We start from the raw sequence: 18,443 nt of genomic DNA, 5'->3' as shown, positions 1-18,443 counted from the left end.
AAAATAATAAATTAATTATCAATATATTATGAAATTTACTAATAAAAAATATTGATAAATGATAATAATTATTATTTAATTTGCAAAGATTATTTATAAGAATGGCTGTTATGAAATCATTAGATGTAAGTGCGTATTACGCTTCAAATCCTGTTTTACCGTTTAAAAATCGTTGGGCTGTAATGCCTCTTCAAGCAAGTTTACCAGTACCACCTCAAGAGATAGAAAATACATGGAATAACCTTCAAAAATCCAATCTTGCAGGCCGAAAACGTCTGATTTATATACATATCCCTTTTTGTGATATCCATTGCCAATTTTGTGGTTTTTATCAAAACCCATTGCGTAAATTTAATACTGAAACATATGTCGATTATTTATTAAAAGAAATTGCACTTGAAATTAATAATCCCGCAATACAATCAGCTCCGATCCATGCTGTTTATTTTGGTGGTGGTACACCATCAGCATTAGCTGCCGGGCAACTAGCACGGGTGATTGGTTATTTAAAACAGAATGCGCCATTAGCCCCCGATTGTGAGATAACGGTTGAAGGGCGGATTTCAGATTTTGATGATGAACGAATTGATAGTTATATTGAGGCTGGTGCCAATCGATTCTCAATTGGCATTCAAACTTTTAATACTGAAATAAGACAAAGATTAGGTCGCCAATCGTCTGAACAACAAATCATTGAAGGGTTTAAACGCATTGCTTCACGTGATAGCGTTGCCTTAGTCTGTGATTTAATGTTTGGTTTACCAAATCAAACAACAGAAAGCTGGCAACGTGATTTAGAGATTGCAGATAGTCTACCACTTGACGGCGTTGATCTTTACTCTCTAAACCTTTTACCTACCACACCACTGGCTAAAGGGGTAGAAAATAACCGAATCGTGTTGCCTTCTATTACGGATAAATGTGATTTTTATTTGCAAGGCGCTAATTATCTGGCTAAACAGGGATGGACACATTTAACCAATGCCCATTGGGCTAAAACCAGTCGCGAAAGAAATTTATATAATTTTCTGATAAAACAAGGCTCACATTTTTTTGCTTTTGGATCATGCGCAGGTGGAAAATTAGCAGGACAATCATTTATGATTCAGCGCGATTTAAACCAGTATTATGCACAGCTCGATCAAGGTAAAAAGCCGCTGATGATGTTAACCGGTAAGCCCTTAATCGGCTCATGGTTATATCAATTACAAGCAGGAATTGAAAAAGGTCGGGTTGATTTAACCCAGTTAACCGATAAAGTGGAATTATTCGATCCATTAATCAAACAATGGCATCAAAATGGTCTGTTACAAAATGAAGATCACTGCTTACGGCTAACGTTATCCGGCCGTTTTTGGTCAAGTAACTTGTTACAAGCTTTACAGCAATTGTTATTACAACTGAATAATCCGGAACATATCGAATTGCAACAAAAAATGGCGCAGGCCAAACAATCAATGCAAGCGGGGCAGGGTATGCCTAAGTTTCATTCGCATAAACAGAACATCGAAACAACATCACACAATTAAAGGATATTACAATGGTCGATAAAAAAACGCATTTAGATAATCTTGCAACTTACATGCAATCAAATCCTGAAGAGTTATTAGAAAAAATTGCACAAGATTTTCAAGTTCCGTTAGCACAAGTAATTCAAGCTCTACCAGATGCTAAAATTGTTGATGGTAGCCACTTTGATACAATTTGGGCTGAGGTTGCCACATGGGGCGATGTGCTATTTTTAATCCATAATGGCGATATTATTGCTGAAATCTCCGGTGAATTACCATCGGGAACACACAGTCAAAAATATTTCAATTTACGTCACCAAAAAGGATTAAGTGGCCATATTAAAGCCGAACATTGTCAGCATATTGCTTTTATTGAACGCAGCTTTATGAAAATGTCTACCGCATCAATGATTTTCCTTAATCATTATGGACAAGCAATGTTTAAAATTTTTGTTGGTCGTGATGAAAAACATCAATTAAAAGCTGACCAATTAGAAAAATTCAGAGCTTTAGCTAAAAACATTAACTAATTATTAAAAATCACATGAAAACATTACTAATATTTGGCGTTAGCCCAAAGCATGGAACAGGTTATCAAGTTTCTCAATTAGTTAAACAACGCTATGACAAATGGCGTTGTATTGCTTTAGTGAGAGATGCGGCTTTTGCAGAGCAATTGTCTCAACAAGGAATCGAAACTTATGTTGGTGATGCAACCGATGTAAAACTGGTTAGCGACCTTTGTCAAAAAGCAGGTACCGATTCTACAATTGTCTCAACCTTAGGGGGTGAAACCGGTAATTATATTGCTCAGCGAGTCATTATTGATTGCGCTCAACAAGCAGGCATAAAACAGATGGTTTTAGTCACTTCGCTTGGTTGTGGCGATTCATGGTCAACCTTATCTTCACGTGCAAAACAAGCATTTGGTAATGCCGTTCGGGAAAAATCACTAGCTGAAGTTTGGTTACAAACCAGTGCGCTTAATTTCTTAATTTTAAGACCAGGTGGACTCCGTGACGGTGAAATAACAGGGCAAGGGCAATGTTATTTTCAACAAGAAGTTCATGGATTTGTATACCGTAAAGAGCTAGCAAGAATAATTATTGATAAAATTGCTAATCAACAACTTGATAATTGCGCTTATAGTGTTGTAGATCCCACTTTAACGGTTAGTTCTTAGTATTTATAAAAAGCCTGAAATATTACAAATGGAGTTCATCTGTGCGCAATTCTAGTCATCGATCAATGTTATGGGGATTATCTGCCATACTTTTGATTTTAATTATTTATTCTGCAAATTCAGGTGCATTAAAGTTACCTGTGTTTCAATTGGCTAGTCTGTCATTTGATGATCCATTATGGAATATTTGGTGTAATATTCGGCTACCAAGAATTATTTTAGCAGTAATTGTCGGCATGGCATTAGCAACGTCTGGTGCGGTCATGCAAGGGTTATTTAGAAACCCATTGGCTGATTCAGGTTTGTTAGGTATTAGTAGTGGTGCCAGCTTAATGGTTGGATTATCAATACTGTTTCCGACAATTTTTCCACCGATCATGATGCTATATGGCAAAATGGTTGCCGCATTTTTAGGTAGCCTATTTATTTGTCTTTTAATTTATCTTTATAGCCTACAAGAGCAATGTAACTTAGCCAAAATGGTGTTATTAGGCGTTGCCATTAATGCCATTATTGGCGCTGTAATGGGATGCTTAAGTTATATCAGTGACGAATCTCAATTGCGACAACTTTCATTATGGTCAATGGGGCATTTAGGTAAAGGTTCTTGGGATTTGGTATTAGTTGCCATGTCATTAATTGTTCCTGCGCTAATCTGTATTTTTAAGCTATCTCATCAACTCAATATATTGCAGCTGGGTGATGAAGATGCTCACTATTTAGGAATTAATGTCCAGCGTATAAAACGTTATTTACTATTGCTATGCGCAGTACTAATTGGTACGGCTGTTGCAGTCAGTGGCATTATTGCCTTTGTTGGATTAGTTGTGCCGCACATGATCCGTTTGCGAATTGGCGCAAATCATCAATGGTTACTGCCCGGTTCAGCTTTGGGCGGTGCCTGTTTATTATTACTTGCCGATACGTTAGCAAGAACACTGGTCGCCCCAATTGAGATACCGGTTGGATTATTTACCAGTTTAATTGGTGGTCCTTATTTCCTTTGGCTTATCTTGAGGCATAAATAACCGATGAACTATGATATATTATGCGCTAAAAACCTAACATTTGGTTATGGCGAACGAATGATAATTAATGATGTGTCTTTAGATATCAAGGCAGGTGAAATTGTCATTATAATTGGCCCTAATGGCGCAGGAAAATCAACGTTGTTACGTCTGTTAACCGGATATCAAAAGCCTTCATCTGGTCAATGCTATTTACAAAATAAACCATTATCACAATGGTCAACCAAAGCGTTAGCAAAAATAAGAACTGTCATGCTTCAACAAAGCCAATTAACCTTTCCATTTAAAGTAAGGGAAGTTATTGCAATGGGCAGAGCGCCATACGGAAAAGCCAATTTTAATGAAGCAATTGAAGATGCCATGCGTCAAACCGATTGCTTATCATTAGCCAATCGGGATTATCGCGGTTTATCTGGTGGAGAACAACAACGGGTACAGCTAGCAAGAGTATTAGTACAGTTGTGGCAACCCGAACCTAGCGAAAAAATTCTCTTTTTAGATGAGCCGACTTCAGCATTGGATTTATATCATCAACAACACACGTTGCGCTTATTAAAACGGCTTGCTAAGGAACAAAAATTAGCAGTATGTTGTATTTTACATGATCTTAATTTAGCGGCTTTGTATGCGGATAAAATTATATTGCTCAATCGAGGTAAAATTGTAGAACAAGGCACACCAGTAGAAGTTCTAACAGAAAAAAATATTAATCATTGGTATGGGGTAGAATTAGGGATTTTTTCACATCCGAATAATTCTGCTGTACCACAAGTGTATTTAAACCCCTAATGAGATCAAAAATTATTGGCATTGATTGCTAGCTCCATTTTCGTTCAAAATCAGTATATAATAATAAAAACTTAAAAAATGGGGCTAATGATGACTAACGATAACGATGAAAGTTCAGTTTTAGTTTCAAAATTGCTAGCAGCGGAGCCTGTTTTTTGTTGTCAATTAGATGGAAAAGGTAAAGCTTTAGCGTTAACCGCAAACAGTAAAGCAACGACCCAACAGCCTTGCTGGATCCATTTAGATTTTGCTAAACCACAAACCATTAAATGGATAAACAGCACCAATTTAATTCCAAATATCGTCAAAAATGAATTAATCAAACCGAATCAAATCCCAAAAGAAATACGCTTTGATTCGGGTATTTTGGTGGTGTTAAAAGGGGTGAATTTTACCCCGAACGAATTACCTGATCCTATCGTAACTTTTCGCTTCTTTATTACTGATAACTTAATCATATCAACCAGACATCAGCAAATCGAAGCTATTTTCCAATTAAAAGATAATTTAGAAAAAGGTATCGGACCGGTTGATGTTGCCGATTGGTTAATACAGATTTCAGAATTAATTAGTGATCAAGTAAATTTATCATTCGACAGTGTTCATAATAAAATTATTAAACTTGAGGATTTAGTATTAAATCAGCGTATCTTTTCGCATAAAGAAATTGGTCGGGTGCGAAAACAGTTAATTGTATTACGAAGATTGTTATCGCCCCAGCGAGACATTTTCGTTAAAATCTCAACCGAACGAATATCTTGGATCGATGATAATGATCGGCAACGGTTGCATGATATTTCTAATCAACAAAGCCATTATGTTTCAGATATCGACAGCTGTTTATTGCGTTTAGCATCTATTATGGAACAAATTAATAGCTTTTTGGCTGAATCGACTAATAAACGCATCTATTTAATGTCGCTCTTTACCATTATTTTTACACCGATAACTTTTATCACAAGCCTGCTTGGGGTAAATTTGGCCGGTATTCCATTTAGTGAACACCAATGGTCATTTATAGGACTAATATTGCTCCTGTTAATCATTAGTATTGTATCGGCGATTTGGCTCAAATTTAAAAAATGGTGGTAATCATTGTTATTTTTCTTTAACCAAATTAGATTGTAATTTTATGAAGTTTTGAAAAATCCCTTTATAAAATTTTATTCACCAATAGGCATTAATTTTTAATTCAAACTAATTGGCAAGGAAGCCTTAAAAAACAGTAACATTGTTTAAATGAATATCGACATACTCACTCTTTTAGACAGTGACTGATTATTTTTATTTAAAGCCCAAAATAGAAACTCAAAAAAGCCTGATGTCATCGATTAAATCAATGATTAAAAATGATTATCAACAAATTATCGGGCTTGAATGGGCGAAAGAGTTATGTAACAATTCATTGTCTTAGGCAGAATTTGCAATATTGGGAAAGGATTGACTATTTTGAAGGATAATATTATTGCTACTGGTGCATTATTTTATTTCGCCTATAACCGTTGTATCGACCATAAAATTAACGCCATAAAGTTTCAAATACGATATAAACTTGCTTTAATTGGTTTCACTCAGCGCATTATTTGGTCTGCTAGGTCAAATTTCAGCTTGCCGGGATAGGTATAATCCGGTTTTTTATTAAATAAATAAGGTGATAGCTTTGCTAAATCCTAACGTGCTTAAACTGTCTAACATTAATGATTTATACTAATAATTATGCAATCAAATCAATCCTATCGTCTTTTTATTGCTGAAAAACCTAGTCTGGCAAGGGCTATTGCGGATGTATTGCCAAAACCTCATCAAAAAGGGAATGGCTTTATCAAAGCCGGCAATGGTGATATTGTCAGTTGGTGTATTGGGCATTTACTTGAACAAGCGACGCCAGAGGTTTATGACCAACGTTATAAAAAGTGGCAAGTTAATGATCTACCAATTGTCCCTGAAAAATGGATATTAATGCCAAAAAGCAACACTGCAAAACAGTTTAATATTTTAGTTGATCTGATCAAATCAGCTGATCAAATTGTTCACGCGGGTGACCCGGATAGAGAAGGGCAACTACTGGTGGATGAGGTACTAAATTACTGTAAGCTACCCGATACGAAACGTAAATCAATCCAGCGCTGTCTTATCAGTGATTTAAATGCTAGTGCGGTTGAAAAATCATTACAACAGTTACGAAGTAACCAAGAGTTTATTCCACTGTCCACTTCGGCTTTAGCGAGAGCGAGAGCCGATTGGCTTTATGGTATAAATATGAGCCGTGTTTGTACAATTGTAGGGCAAAAAAGTGGGTATCGAGGCGTATTATCAATTGGACGTGTTCAAACTCCTATTTTGGGTTTAGTTGTTCGGCGTGATATCGATATTGAACAATTTGTCCCAAAACCATTTTATGAAGTTTATGCTGTTTTAGAAACTGAGCATAATGAAAAGTTCAAGGCAAAGTGGCAACCTAGCGAAGCTTGTGCACCTTATCAAGATGAAGAAGGGCGAGTTCTGGTTAAAGCATTAGCAGAAAATGTCTGTCAAAGAATTATCAATCAAACAGGCACTGTTGAAAAAGTGAGTAACAAAAAGAAAGAGCTTGCACCGCCTTTGCCATTTAATCTTTCTGCCTTACAGATCGAAATGGCGAAAAAAAATGGCTTAAGTGCACAAGATGTGCTCGATATTTGCCAAGCGTTATATGAAAAACATAAATTAATCACCTATCCCAGATCGGATTGCCGGTTTTTACCGCAAGAACATATTGAACAAATTAACGGGGTAAAATCTGCGATTGAAAATAATTGCCCTGAGCTAAAAACGGCTATTGATAATGCTGATTTTACCTTACGTACTAAAACATGGAATGATAAAAAAGTTGAGGCGCACCATGCAATTATCCCTACCTTGCGCAAAGCAAGAATGGAAAACCTCACTGAAAATGAAAAGGCGGTTTATCAAGTTATCGCCACCCAATATCTGGCACAGTTTTATCCGGCTTATAAATATGCTGAATTACAAATTGATGTTGATATTGTCGGTGGAAAATTTATCTCCAAAACTAACCAAATGCTTGATGAAGGTTGGAAAGTCTTGTTTCGTAGCAAAAACTATCAAAACGACAATGATAATCCAAATAATGAATCGAGCGGAGTGTTAACTAAACTGGTAAAAAAAGGCGAGTCAGTGCAGTGTGTTGATACCGAACTGTTAAGTAAAGAAACCCAACCACCAAAACCATTTACCGATGCTACCTTACTTTCTGCAATGACAGGGATTGCGCGCTTTGTTAAAGATCCCGAAATAAAGAAAATATTACGTGAAACAGACGGCTTAGGCACCGAAGCGACCAGAGCGGGAATAATTGAACTGCTATTTAAAAGGCAATTTTTAACCAGACAAGGTAAAACAATTCGATCAACACCTGTTGGTCGCAATCTTATTTTGTCATTGCCAGAGATGATGTCTATGCCGGATATGACTGCCCATTGGGAGATGCAACTTGATGAGATCAGCAAAAAAGAGTTCTCTTATCAACAGTTTATGGATCAACTCAATATTTCACTTTTGTCACTGGTTGGGCAGTTAAAAAACTCAAGATTGAAAATTGGTAACTGATCCCCATATTAAAAAAGGATAACAAAGTAGCTTACCCATAACTCCGTTATCCTTGTTTATTTAACTAGTTTTTGCATTAATCTTATTTTGCAAAAAATGATAAATTTATTGATTGTCTTGTTCTTGTTCTTGTTCTTGTTCTTGTTCGTGCTCTTGTTTTGTGTCTTGTTCTTGATTATTGTCTTTTTCTTTGTTTTTGTTTTCGTCGCCATTCACTTTTAACTTATCCAAATTTATTGTGACAGTTTGATTTGATTTTGGAAGCATTTCGGATAACACGTTATTGGCACGTGTTAAAAAAGAACGATCTTTAAGAATCAATCGATAGATATTAAGTCGTTTGAAAGGTCCGGATGCAAACTGTGCCAATATAATCATGATGATAAAGATAGCTAAAATAGCAATAATGACATTAACAATCTTATGTGAACCAAAGATAGTAAAAAGGTTAGAGATGATCACAAAAACACCAAAGAATGATGCAACTAGAATTAGGATTATCTCTTTTATCAACAATGGGTTAATGGGATTAATTTTGTTGTTTTTAATGCTAAAGTATTGGGTTAGCAAATTGAGCTGAGTAAGTTCAATAATATTATTGATATCAGCATTGACTAGCGAGATAGCAATACGCTCTTTATTAATGTTACCCACATCAAAAAAACAGACTTTTTCCCAAAGTAGTTTCCTTTTAATATTATTTAAGTAATCTTTTTGATATTTGGGTTGAGGGGCTTTTTCTAAAATATCTGTGTACTTAATAAGGTTATCAAAGTAGTTGATCGTACGGCGTTTACTAAAAATAAAAGCGATTAGCGAAAGTACAAAAATGATAAATAAGTTGAACCAATTATCTGTAAGTAATTCGTTTAGTTCCATTGTTAATTCCCAAATAAATCGTTATATGACAATTGTAACTGAAATTAAGTAAAACTTGTAATGATTCTGTCATGAAAGCTTGTATTATCTAACTATAAGTGCTGTTTTTAAGCAAATGCTTCTACATTTTTATTTAATCGGTTGACTTCTTACGTTCAAAGGCGTATAACTTGCACGCCTTCGAGCTTTTCTTACTTTTTTAACGATGACGGTGGTTAAAAATGAGGGTTAAGAAAAGTTGAAATCCAAGGCGTAGAGTTCAATTTACAGGAGAAATATGGACACTCATTCGGGTCACCCCATTTGCGGGGGCGATAAATTCAATCAAATCATTGTCGGTTAATGAACCTGTCTAAATAATCATTTTTTCAGTTCACAAACCGAGATTGATAAAAACGGTAACGGTGAACGATATGCAATTTTGTACACGCTATCACACAAACTCAAAACTTAAATGCGCACAAACTTTAATGCTGTGTATTTTACATCTATCACAAAAACAATTAGAACCGCCGAGTTGTATCTAATTCTTAATTAATTATTTCATTAAATTAATTGTATGTGCAGCAATAGCGTACATCGCTAGTTTTGCTTTGCATTTAATTTAGATTAATTACCCATTTCGATTACTCATTGTTGTTACCTCAACGATGAGCAGGATTTTTTTATCTAAAAATAAGATTAGATATAGGTACGCAAGATGATTAAAAACACATCAAAAGTTAAAGCAGAAAACAATTTAGGGGTTAAAGCACTCGATGAAGCTCAAAATAGCTTAGAAACTATTTTAGCTAAATTTCAGTCAAGCCTGTCCGGATTGACGCAAGAAAATGCTCAAGCTCGCATTGAAACATATGGCAAAAATGAAGTTGCCAGAGAAAAAGTCCCAAGTGCTTTTATGCAGTTACTTATGGCATTTAATAATCCCTTTATATTTGTTTTACTCGTATTAGCTATCGTAAGCTTTGTGACGGATTATTGGTTACCACTACAAAAAGGTGAAGAAACCGATGTTACAGGTATTTTTATTATTTTAATAATGGTTACCCTTAGTGGATTATTAAGATTTTGGCAGGAATTCAGATCAAACAAAGCGGCTGAAGCATTGAAATCTATGATTCGTACAACGGCAACTGTGTTAAGACGACCGCATAAAGATATGAACCCTGAACGCTATGAAGTACCACTTAATGAGATAGTACCGGGTGATATTGTCTATTTATCTGCCGGAGATATGATACCGGCTGATATTCGATTAATCGAGTCACGCGATCTATTTGTTAGCCAAGCAGTATTAACAGGTGAATCTATACCCGTTGAAAAATATGACACATTGGGAGCGGTGACACAAAAAACATCTGATGAAGTCAATTCATCTGAAATATCAAAAGATAATATACTTGATGTCAATAATGTCTGTTTTATGGGCACAAATGTGGTGAGTGGTACAGCAACGGCTATTGTTGTGGCAACCGGCTCTGATACCCATTTTGGATCATTAGCTAAATCGATTGTTGGCTCTCGCGCTGAGACCTCCTTCGATCGAGGGGTAAATAGTGTAAGTTGGTTACTTATCCGTTTTATGCTCGTTATGGTACCGATTGTGCTTTTAATTAATGGATTTACCAAAGGTGACTGGGGCGAAGCTGCGCTATTTGCACTTGCTGTTGCGGTTGGTTTAACACCTGAAATGTTACCAATGATTGTCAGTGCCAACCTAGCCAAAGGTGCAGTTGGAATGGCAAAACGTAAAGTCGTTGTTAAACGTTTAAATGCGATACAAAACTTTGGTGCCATGGACATTTTATGTACTGATAAAACCGGTACATTAACACAAGATAAAATTATCTTAGAACATCATCTGGATATTAACGGACAATTAGATCCAAGCGTATTAGAGCTTGCATGGTTAAATAGCTATTATCAAAGCGGCATGAAAAACTTAATGGATAAAGCTATCATCCGTTTTGCTGACGAAAAGACAAATGTCAAAAAAGTAGGCGTTGGACTATACAAAAAAATCGACGAGTTACCGTTTGACTTTGTTCGACGTCGCTTGTCTGTCGTTGTACAAAATGGCGGGGACAACCATTTAATGATCTGTAAAGGCGCCGTTGAAGAGATGCTTTCAATATCCAGTTACGTTTACGAAAATGGTCAATATCTACCATTAAACGAAGAACGTAAACAAGCGTTAATTGAACTTGCGCATAATTACAATCGAGATGGTTTTAGAGTGTTAGCCGTTGGTGTGAAAGATATCGCAGGTCATGATGCTAAAGACCAATACAGTGTTCAAGATGAAAAAGCGTTAGCAATTCGTGGTTTCCTTACTTTCCTCGATCCACCGAAAGAGAGTGCTTACGAGGCTATATCTGCATTAAATGAACATGGTGTTGGGGTAAAAGTGTTAACAGGTGATAATGAAATTATCACAATTAAAGTATGCCGTGAAGTAGGACTTGAACCAGGTGTACCACTGTTAGGCGCTGAAATTGAGAAAATGGATGATGCTCAACTCAAAGAGCAAATTGAACAGCGCACGATTTTTGCTAAATTAACACCGTTACAAAAATCACGCATTATACGTTTATTACAAGAAAATGGTCATACAGTAGGCTTTTTAGGCGACGGTATTAATGATGCACCGGCATTAAGAGATGCTGACGTGGGAATATCGGTCGATACCGCAACCGATATCGCCAAAGAGTCGGCCGATATTATCCTGCTGGAAAAAAGCTTAATGGTTTTAGAACAAGGCGTGGTTTGTGGTCGTGAAACCTTTGGTAATATCATGAAGTACTTAAATATGACGGCAAGTTCTAACTTTGGAAATATTTTCTCAGTGTTAGTTGCCAGTGCTTTTTTACCATTTTTACCAATGTTGGCGATTCATCTATTAATTCAAAACCTCTTGTATGATATTTCACAACTATCATTACCATGGGACAAAATGGATGATGAGTTTTTACAAAAACCACGTAAATGGGATGCACAAAATATCAAAAGATTTATGATTTGGATTGGTCCAACATCCTCTATTTTTGATATTACTACTTATGCGTTAATGTGGTTTGTATTTGGTGCAAATAGTGTTGAAGCACAATCGCTATTCCATTCCGGGTGGTTTATCGAAGGTTTATTGTCACAAACATTAGTTGTACATATGTTACGGACCCAAAAAATTCCATTTATTCAAAGTACCGCTGCTTTCCCGGTCATTGTGATGACAATGCTAATTATGGCAGTAGGGATCTATATTCCGTTCTCACCAATGGGAAGCCTAATTGGTCTTGAACCGTTGCCATGGTCCTATTTCCCATGGTTGATCGCCACTTTACTCAGTTATTGTGTTGTGGCTCAATTGATGAAACGAATTTATATTAAACGTTTCGGACAATGGTTCTAAATGCTGTGAAACATTAGGTAAGTGACATGGTTGCTTACCTAAATAAACTTAAATATATCAAAAAACGAGGTTTTATGTTAAAGTTATCTTAACTTACAAAAAGATAATTTTTGATTACGACCCGACAAGTTTTAAGCACAAATCAAAACTAATTGCTTTGTAGCTTACTATTTTCATCTATAACAATAACGATAAAAGGAATCAAAAATGAAAACACCACATAAAAATTTAATCGTACTCATTAAAAATCGCAAACAAAGAAAAGCGCAAGAGAAACGTATTAAATAATCAGTTAAAATTTATATTTTATTATATTAATGATTAAAAAACCCCTGATGTGGGGTTTTTTAAATATCAACAAAGTCAATTAAACATAAACCAGTTTTCACTCTATTTAATGCACGAATAAACTTTACTATAATGGTGGGTGCATTATTACAATAAACAAACCTTCTATGATGAGGCTTTTTTCAGTATTTCATAGAGCTGATCTTTCAATTTAAGCTTAAGCTTTTTTAGCGTCTCAATCGATTCAGATGTATCAACAGCAATGCCTGATTCAATATTTTTAATTTTTTGATCCAGTTCATTATGTTCAGCAAACAGTTTTTGAAAACGTAAATCGGTATTTTTTAATTTAGAAATTAAATCGCGGTATTCAGGAAACATAGCTACTCCTTAATCAGGTGAGTGAAAATAATAACATTAGCAGTTATTACTGTTTCAGCTTACAATATTCTCAATTGTTTTAATAGCAATTTTTATGAGGATTTAACCCATGAGTGAATCAATTGTTATTGCCAAAAGTAATGGCAAAGATCTTTATATTCTTGCTTCATTAGCTAACCGTCATGGTTTAATTACCGGTGCAACTGGTACAGGTAAAACGGTGACTTTGCAAAAAATGGCTGAGAGTTTTTCACAAATTGGCGTTCCTGTTTTTTTAGCTGATGTAAAAGGCGATCTAACCGGCATTGGCTTAAAAGGTGAATTAACCGAAAAATTGCAATCTCGGTTAGAAAACATTGGCGTTAAAGATTGGTCTCCTATTGTATCGCCTATTGCATTATGGGATGTTTTTGGTGAAAAAGGGATACCTGTTCGTAGTACGGTGTCTGATATTGGCCCGGTGTTACTGGCTCGATTATTAAATCTTAATGATATACAATCCGGCGTTTTACAACTGGTATTTAAAATTGCTGACGATAATGGCTTATTATTGATCGATTTTAAAGATCTACGCACACTCGTTCAATTTGTCGGCGATAATGCTAAAAAATTCATAACTCAATACGGTAATATCTCCTCATCATCAATTGGTGCTATCCAACGGGGCTTATTGACCCTTGAACAAGAGGGCGCAGAATATTTCTTAGGCGAACCTATGTTAGATATCGCCGATCTGCTGCAAGTAGATGCACAAGGCCATGGTGTTATCAATATACTGGCAGCTGACAAGTTATATAATTCACCAAAATTATATTCGGTGTTCTTACTATGGTTACTTTCCGAACTGTTTGAACATCTGCCAGAAGTGGGCGATTTGGACAAACCGAAATTGGTATTCTTTTTTGATGAAGCCCACCTGCTATTTAATGATATTTCACCGGCTTTATTAGAAAAAATTGAACAAGTTGTTCGTTTAATTCGTTCAAAAGGCGTTGGCGTCTATTTTGCAACCCAAAATCCGACCGATATCCCCGATACTGTACTTGGGCAGTTAGGTAATCGAGTACAACACGCCTTACGAGCCTTCACCCCTAAAGATCAAAAAATAGTTAAAGTTGCAGCGCAAACTATGCGGGCTAATCCAAATTTCGATACCGAAAAAGCCATAATGGACTTAGGTGTAGGTGAAGCTTTAATCTCGTTTCTCGATGAAAAAGGGCGCCCCAATATGGTTGAACGTGGATTTATTATTGCCCCTGGCTCAAAAATGGGACCAATGCCTTTAGATGACCAATTATCTATTATTCATCAATCGCCATTTTATAATAAATATTCGCAAACGATTGATCGTCAATCCGCTTACGAAAAAATTAGGGATGGATTTAACGTTAACGGAGTTGCTAACGCGAATACTAATGAGCCAAATACCAATGCTGATGATGCTAACACCGATCAACAGAACAATCATGGTGGTGTGGTCGATTTTCTTCGTTCGCTATTTTTTGGTTGGAATGGCCCAAAAGGTGGGCAACATGACGGCGTTGTTCAACAAGTAGCCAAAAGCGCAACCAGACAGATAATAAATAATGTTGGTCGGCAAATTAGCCGTGGTATATTAGGCGGCATAAAAAAATAAAGATAATTAAATAATAATAAAAATTATTTACAAAATAGGAGTTTGTAGATGTTTAAAATGTTTATGCAATGGTATAAAAAACGATTTAGCGATCCCCATGTTGTATCGTTGATGTTTGTTATCCTGATTTTATTTTTTATAATCTACTTCTTTCATAAAATTCTTTTGCCCGTTCTAATTGCTATTGTGTTGTCATATCTACTTGATAGACCGGTCAATTATTTACATAAAAAGAATATACCACGCACGTTTGCAGTCATCATTGTTTTATTAGTATTTGTGATGCTGGTGTTAGCTGGATTTATGATTTTAGTTCCCTTAATTTGGCAACAAAGTATCAGCTTAATCACCAATATCCCAAACATGCTTAATTTTGTTAATAACTTACTGACCTCGCTACCGGAACACTATCCGGAACTGATTGATGTAGGATTGTTTGATTCAATTATTCAAGGTATCACTAGTAAATTCGTCCAAACCGGTAATTCGCTTTTACAATTTTCAATTGTTTCTTTGTTTAGCTTAGTTTCAGTCGCGATTAATGCTGTTTTAATCCCAATTATTATGTTTTTCTTACTGAAAGATAAAACTAAAATTTGGGGCTACTGCTCAGTGATATTGCCCAAAAATAGAACAGTTTTAAATAAAGTTGCTTCTGAAATGGATATGCAAATATCAAATTATATTGTCGGTAATGTTTTACATATCCTTATTTTAACCATTAGCGTTTATATTCCGTTTTGGTATTTTGGGCTGGATTATGGCTTGTTATTGGCTGTAGGCGTTGGTTTATCAGTTTTAATCCCTTATATCGGAATTATTATTTCCAGTATTCCGGTCGTTTTAATCGCCTTGTTCCAATGGGGGCTGACTGCTCAATTTGGCTATTTAATGTTCTTTTATGTGCTTATTCAAGCTTTAGACGGTAATTTATTAGTGCCTTATCTCTTCTCGGAAAAACTTAACTTGCACCCATTAGTTATCATTTTAGCGGTAATTATTTTTGGTGGTTTGTGGGGATTTTGGGGGGTCTTTTTCGCAATACCGTTAGCGACATTAGTAAAAGCCATAATTAATGCTTGGCCAAATCCTGAAGAAATCCATAAGATTAATCAAAAAATAAAAGCAGATTAGTGGGCTAATCTGCTTTATCATTCGTGATGCAATAAGATGCTATTTTGCGTGCGATTTAAGATAATCTAACACAACGGTATGATGATCAGCGGTTTTAAAATTGTCGAAGACTTTTTCTATTTTACCGTCTTTACCAATTAAAAAACTGATTCGATGAATACCGTCATAGGTTTTCCCCATGAATTCCTTTTCCCCCCAAGTACCAAATGCTTGACAGACTTCATGATTTTCATCTGAAAGAAGGGTAAAGTTTAATAACTCTTTATCTGCAAAACGTGACAACTTTTCCGGTTTATCGGTACTAATGCCAATAACAACGACATCATATTTTTTCAATTCATCAGAACTGTCACGTAAATTACAAGCCTGAATAGTACAACCAGGCGTCATAGCTTTGGGATAAAAATAGATTAAAATACGTTGACCTTTAAAATCTTTAGAACTTATTAGCTCCCCATCTTGATCTGGTAAAGAAAATTGAGGTGCTTTTTCACCTTCTTTTAGTGGATTAACCATAAATTATTACCTATGTTAATAGTTTAAAATTTTAATCTCTATTTGGTATTAAAAACTCTGTGTCATTAATTCATTTAATATTACTAAAAAAACGACTTGCCGCATCAATGGTGTGATTAATTTCTCTATCTGTATGCATAAGTGACATGAAACCTGCTTCAAATGCTGAAGGAGCAAAATAAACACCCTCAGATAGCATATGATGATAGAATTTTTTGAATATTTCAACATTACATTGCATAACATCTTGATAACAGGTTACTTCTAAAGCAGTTGTAAAGAATAAGCCAAACATACCGCCCACATGATTGGTTACTAATGGTATATTATGTTTCCGGGCGACATCTGACAGCCCGTTAACCAGTGATGCTGTTTTATCCGCTAATTGTTGATAAATCCCCACATCGTTCAATTTGCTTAAAGTTGCATATCCCGCAGCCATTGCTACCGGATTGCCGGAAAGGGTGCCGGCTTGATAGATTGGACCGGTCGGCGCTAATTGTTGCATTATTTCCGCTCGACCGCCAAATGCGCCAACTGGCATTCCTCCACCAATAATTTTGCCTAAACAGGTTAAATCCGGGGTGATATCGTAATACTCTTGCGCTCCGCCTAATGCAACTCTAAATCCTGTCATCACTTCATCAATAATTAACAAAGCGCCATATTTGTCACATAACGATCGCAAACCATGTAAAAATTCTTTTTTGGCCGGTACGCAGTTCATATTACCGGCTACTGGCTCAATAATAATGGCTGCAATATCATCGGGATGTTGTTCAAATTGGCGCTCGACGGAGGCTAAATCATTATAATCACAAACTAAAGTATGTTTAACAAAATCATGCGGAACACCTGGCGATGTTGGATGACCAAAGGTAAGGGCGCCGGAACCGGCCTTAACTAATAAATAATCCGCATGACCATGATAGCAGCCTTCAAATTTGATAATTTTATCTCGACCGGTAAAACCACGAGCAACGCGAATTGCGCTCATGGTGGCTTCTGTACCGGAGTTGACCATACGTAACATCTCAATTGACGGCATTAACTGGGTGACAAGATCAGCAACCTTTGTTTCAATTTCCGTGGGGGCGCCATAGCTCAGACCTTGATGAACAGCCTTAATAACTGCATTAGCCACATCCGGATCATTGTGACCTAAAATCATTGGACCCCAAGAGCCGACATAATCAATATAGGCTTTTTCATCGACATCATAAATATAAGCACCGTTAGCCCGCTCAATAAATATTGGCGTACCACCAACACCGTTAAAAGCCCGAACTGGCGAATTTACACCGCCCGGCATAAAGGATAATGCTTGATGATAAAGCTTTTCAGATTTTAAAGTATTTTGCATGATATTGGCATTCTCTAAAGAAAAGGTTGATGTATTTATTCATAAAATTGAATTTAATTCAAGCAAGCTTTAATAAATTTATCTGATAGAAGTTTTCATTTTGTATTTTCATTTGCCAACAGTATATAATATGACAGTATAACTATTAGGAGAATCAAATGAGCGATGCTTTACCGATTAACTTTACTGATGCTGCTGCAAATAAAGTTAAATCACTAGTCACAGAAGAAGAAAACCCTAATCTAAAATTACGTGTCTACATCACTGGCGGTGGTTGTAGTGGGTTTCAGTATGGCTTTACTTTTGATGAAAAAGTAAACGAAGATGATCTGTCAATCGAAAAAAATGGCGTTTCACTAGTTATTGACCCAATGAGTTTACAATACTTAGTTGGTGGAACGATTGATTATGTTGAAGGTCTACAAGGATCGCGTTTTGTTGTTGATAATCCCAATGCAACAACAACTTGTGGCTGTGGATCATCTTTTAGCGTGTAGTATTCTTTTTCTCTTCTTATCTTACCAAAGGCTCAGAAACCATGTGTTTCTGTAGCTGATTTATCCATATTAATTAAGTTAACGCTGAAAGATTATTATTGATTTAAATTATTCTATTAGGTTTATTCATTTGTAACTTTAAATAGGTTGATCTTATCCGATTGAAATTAATCAAGCTGTGACATACTCAAATTGAATGATTGTTTTGTGCATAGATTTG

The 18,443-nt window shown here is 35.9% G+C and carries 14 protein-coding genes and 1 pseudogene; 11 read left to right on the top strand and 4 right to left on the bottom strand.

Annotated elements, in window-relative coordinates:
- Positions 1–110: 110 nt before the first annotated feature.
- The 7 genes and pseudogenes from hutW to J3U74_RS10440 all read left to right on the top strand — a co-directional run.
- Positions 111–1,415 (top strand): annotated as a pseudogene (gene hutW, locus J3U74_RS10470) (heme anaerobic degradation radical SAM methyltransferase ChuW/HutW); the annotation flags it as partial.
- 125 nt (positions 1,416–1,540) lie between these two features.
- The gene (gene hutX / locus J3U74_RS10465) at positions 1,541–2,041 is read left to right on the top strand and encodes a heme utilization cystosolic carrier protein HutX (protein ID WP_267328533.1); all 501 of its coding nucleotides are present in this window, start codon (positions 1,541–1,543) and stop codon (positions 2,039–2,041) included.
- Positions 2,042–2,055: 14 nt separating this feature from the next.
- Positions 2,056–2,694: an NAD(P)H-binding protein gene (locus tag J3U74_RS10460; protein ID WP_267328532.1), complete on the top strand. Its 639-nt coding sequence runs from the start codon at positions 2,056–2,058 to the stop codon at positions 2,692–2,694.
- Between the two features lie 65 nt (positions 2,695–2,759).
- Positions 2,760–3,722 carry a FecCD family ABC transporter permease gene (locus J3U74_RS10455; protein ID WP_220219631.1) on the top strand — a complete coding sequence of 321 codons (963 nt, stop codon included), beginning with the start codon at positions 2,760–2,762 and terminating at the stop codon, positions 3,720–3,722.
- 3 nt (positions 3,723–3,725) lie between these two features.
- Entirely contained in the window at positions 3,726–4,511 is a 786-nt protein-coding gene (locus J3U74_RS10450) for a heme ABC transporter ATP-binding protein (RefSeq protein ID WP_267328531.1), read from the top strand.
- Between the two features lie 90 nt (positions 4,512–4,601).
- A complete protein-coding gene (gene zntB, locus J3U74_RS10445) occupies positions 4,602–5,603 on the top strand; it encodes a zinc transporter ZntB (protein WP_267328530.1) in 1,002 nt (333 codons plus the stop codon).
- A gap of 624 nt (positions 5,604–6,227) precedes the next feature.
- Positions 6,228–8,120: a DNA topoisomerase III gene (locus J3U74_RS10440; RefSeq protein WP_267328529.1), complete on the top strand. Its 1,893-nt coding sequence runs from the start codon at positions 6,228–6,230 to the stop codon at positions 8,118–8,120.
- Positions 8,121–8,225: 105 nt separating this feature from the next.
- Here the strand turns inward: J3U74_RS10440 and J3U74_RS10435 are convergent, their stop codons facing one another.
- Positions 8,226–8,999 carry a hypothetical protein gene (locus J3U74_RS10435; RefSeq protein WP_267328528.1) on the bottom strand — a complete coding sequence of 258 codons (774 nt, stop codon included), beginning with the start codon at positions 8,997–8,999 and terminating at the stop codon, positions 8,226–8,228.
- Positions 9,000–9,699: 700 nt separating this feature from the next.
- Here J3U74_RS10435 and mgtA point away from each other — a divergent pair.
- Positions 9,700–12,408: a magnesium-translocating P-type ATPase gene (mgtA, locus tag J3U74_RS10430; RefSeq protein WP_267328527.1), complete on the top strand. Its 2,709-nt coding sequence runs from the start codon at positions 9,700–9,702 to the stop codon at positions 12,406–12,408.
- Between the two features lie 453 nt (positions 12,409–12,861).
- On the opposite strand, the gene J3U74_RS10425 is transcribed toward mgtA, so the two are convergent.
- The gene (locus J3U74_RS10425) at positions 12,862–13,077 is read right to left on the bottom strand and encodes a YdcH family protein (RefSeq protein WP_220219450.1); all 216 of its coding nucleotides are present in this window, start codon (positions 13,075–13,077) and stop codon (positions 12,862–12,864) included.
- Positions 13,078–13,186: 109 nt separating this feature from the next.
- Here J3U74_RS10425 and J3U74_RS10420 point away from each other — a divergent pair, with 109 nt between their 5' ends.
- Together J3U74_RS10420 and J3U74_RS10415 are read left to right on the top strand one after the other, a co-directional pair.
- The gene (locus J3U74_RS10420) at positions 13,187–14,713 is read left to right on the top strand and encodes a helicase HerA-like C-terminal domain-containing protein (RefSeq protein ID WP_267328526.1); all 1,527 of its coding nucleotides are present in this window, start codon (positions 13,187–13,189) and stop codon (positions 14,711–14,713) included.
- 48 nt (positions 14,714–14,761) lie between these two features.
- Entirely contained in the window at positions 14,762–15,847 is a 1,086-nt protein-coding gene (locus tag J3U74_RS10415; protein ID WP_220219452.1) for an AI-2E family transporter, read from the top strand.
- A gap of 39 nt (positions 15,848–15,886) precedes the next feature.
- On the opposite strand, the gene bcp is transcribed toward J3U74_RS10415, so the two are convergent.
- Together bcp and hemL are read right to left on the bottom strand one after the other, a co-directional pair.
- A complete protein-coding gene (gene bcp, locus J3U74_RS10410) occupies positions 15,887–16,363 on the bottom strand; it encodes a thioredoxin-dependent thiol peroxidase (RefSeq protein WP_220219453.1) in 477 nt (158 codons plus the stop codon).
- Between the two features lie 70 nt (positions 16,364–16,433).
- On the bottom strand, positions 16,434–17,726 hold the full coding sequence (hemL, locus tag J3U74_RS10405) for a glutamate-1-semialdehyde 2,1-aminomutase (RefSeq protein WP_267328525.1): 1,293 nt from the start codon (positions 17,724–17,726) through the stop codon (positions 16,434–16,436).
- A 158-nt stretch (positions 17,727–17,884) separates the two neighbouring features.
- Between hemL and erpA the strand changes: the two genes are divergently transcribed.
- On the top strand, positions 17,885–18,223 hold the full coding sequence (gene erpA, locus J3U74_RS10400) for an iron-sulfur cluster insertion protein ErpA (protein WP_220219455.1): 339 nt from the start codon (positions 17,885–17,887) through the stop codon (positions 18,221–18,223).
- Positions 18,224–18,443 lie beyond the last annotated feature (220 nt).

Source organism: Gilliamella sp. B3892 (genome assembly GCF_026536305.1).
Taxonomy (GTDB): Bacteria; Pseudomonadota; Gammaproteobacteria; order Enterobacterales; family Orbaceae; genus Gilliamella.
This window is presented reverse-complemented; position numbering and strand designations above follow the sequence as displayed.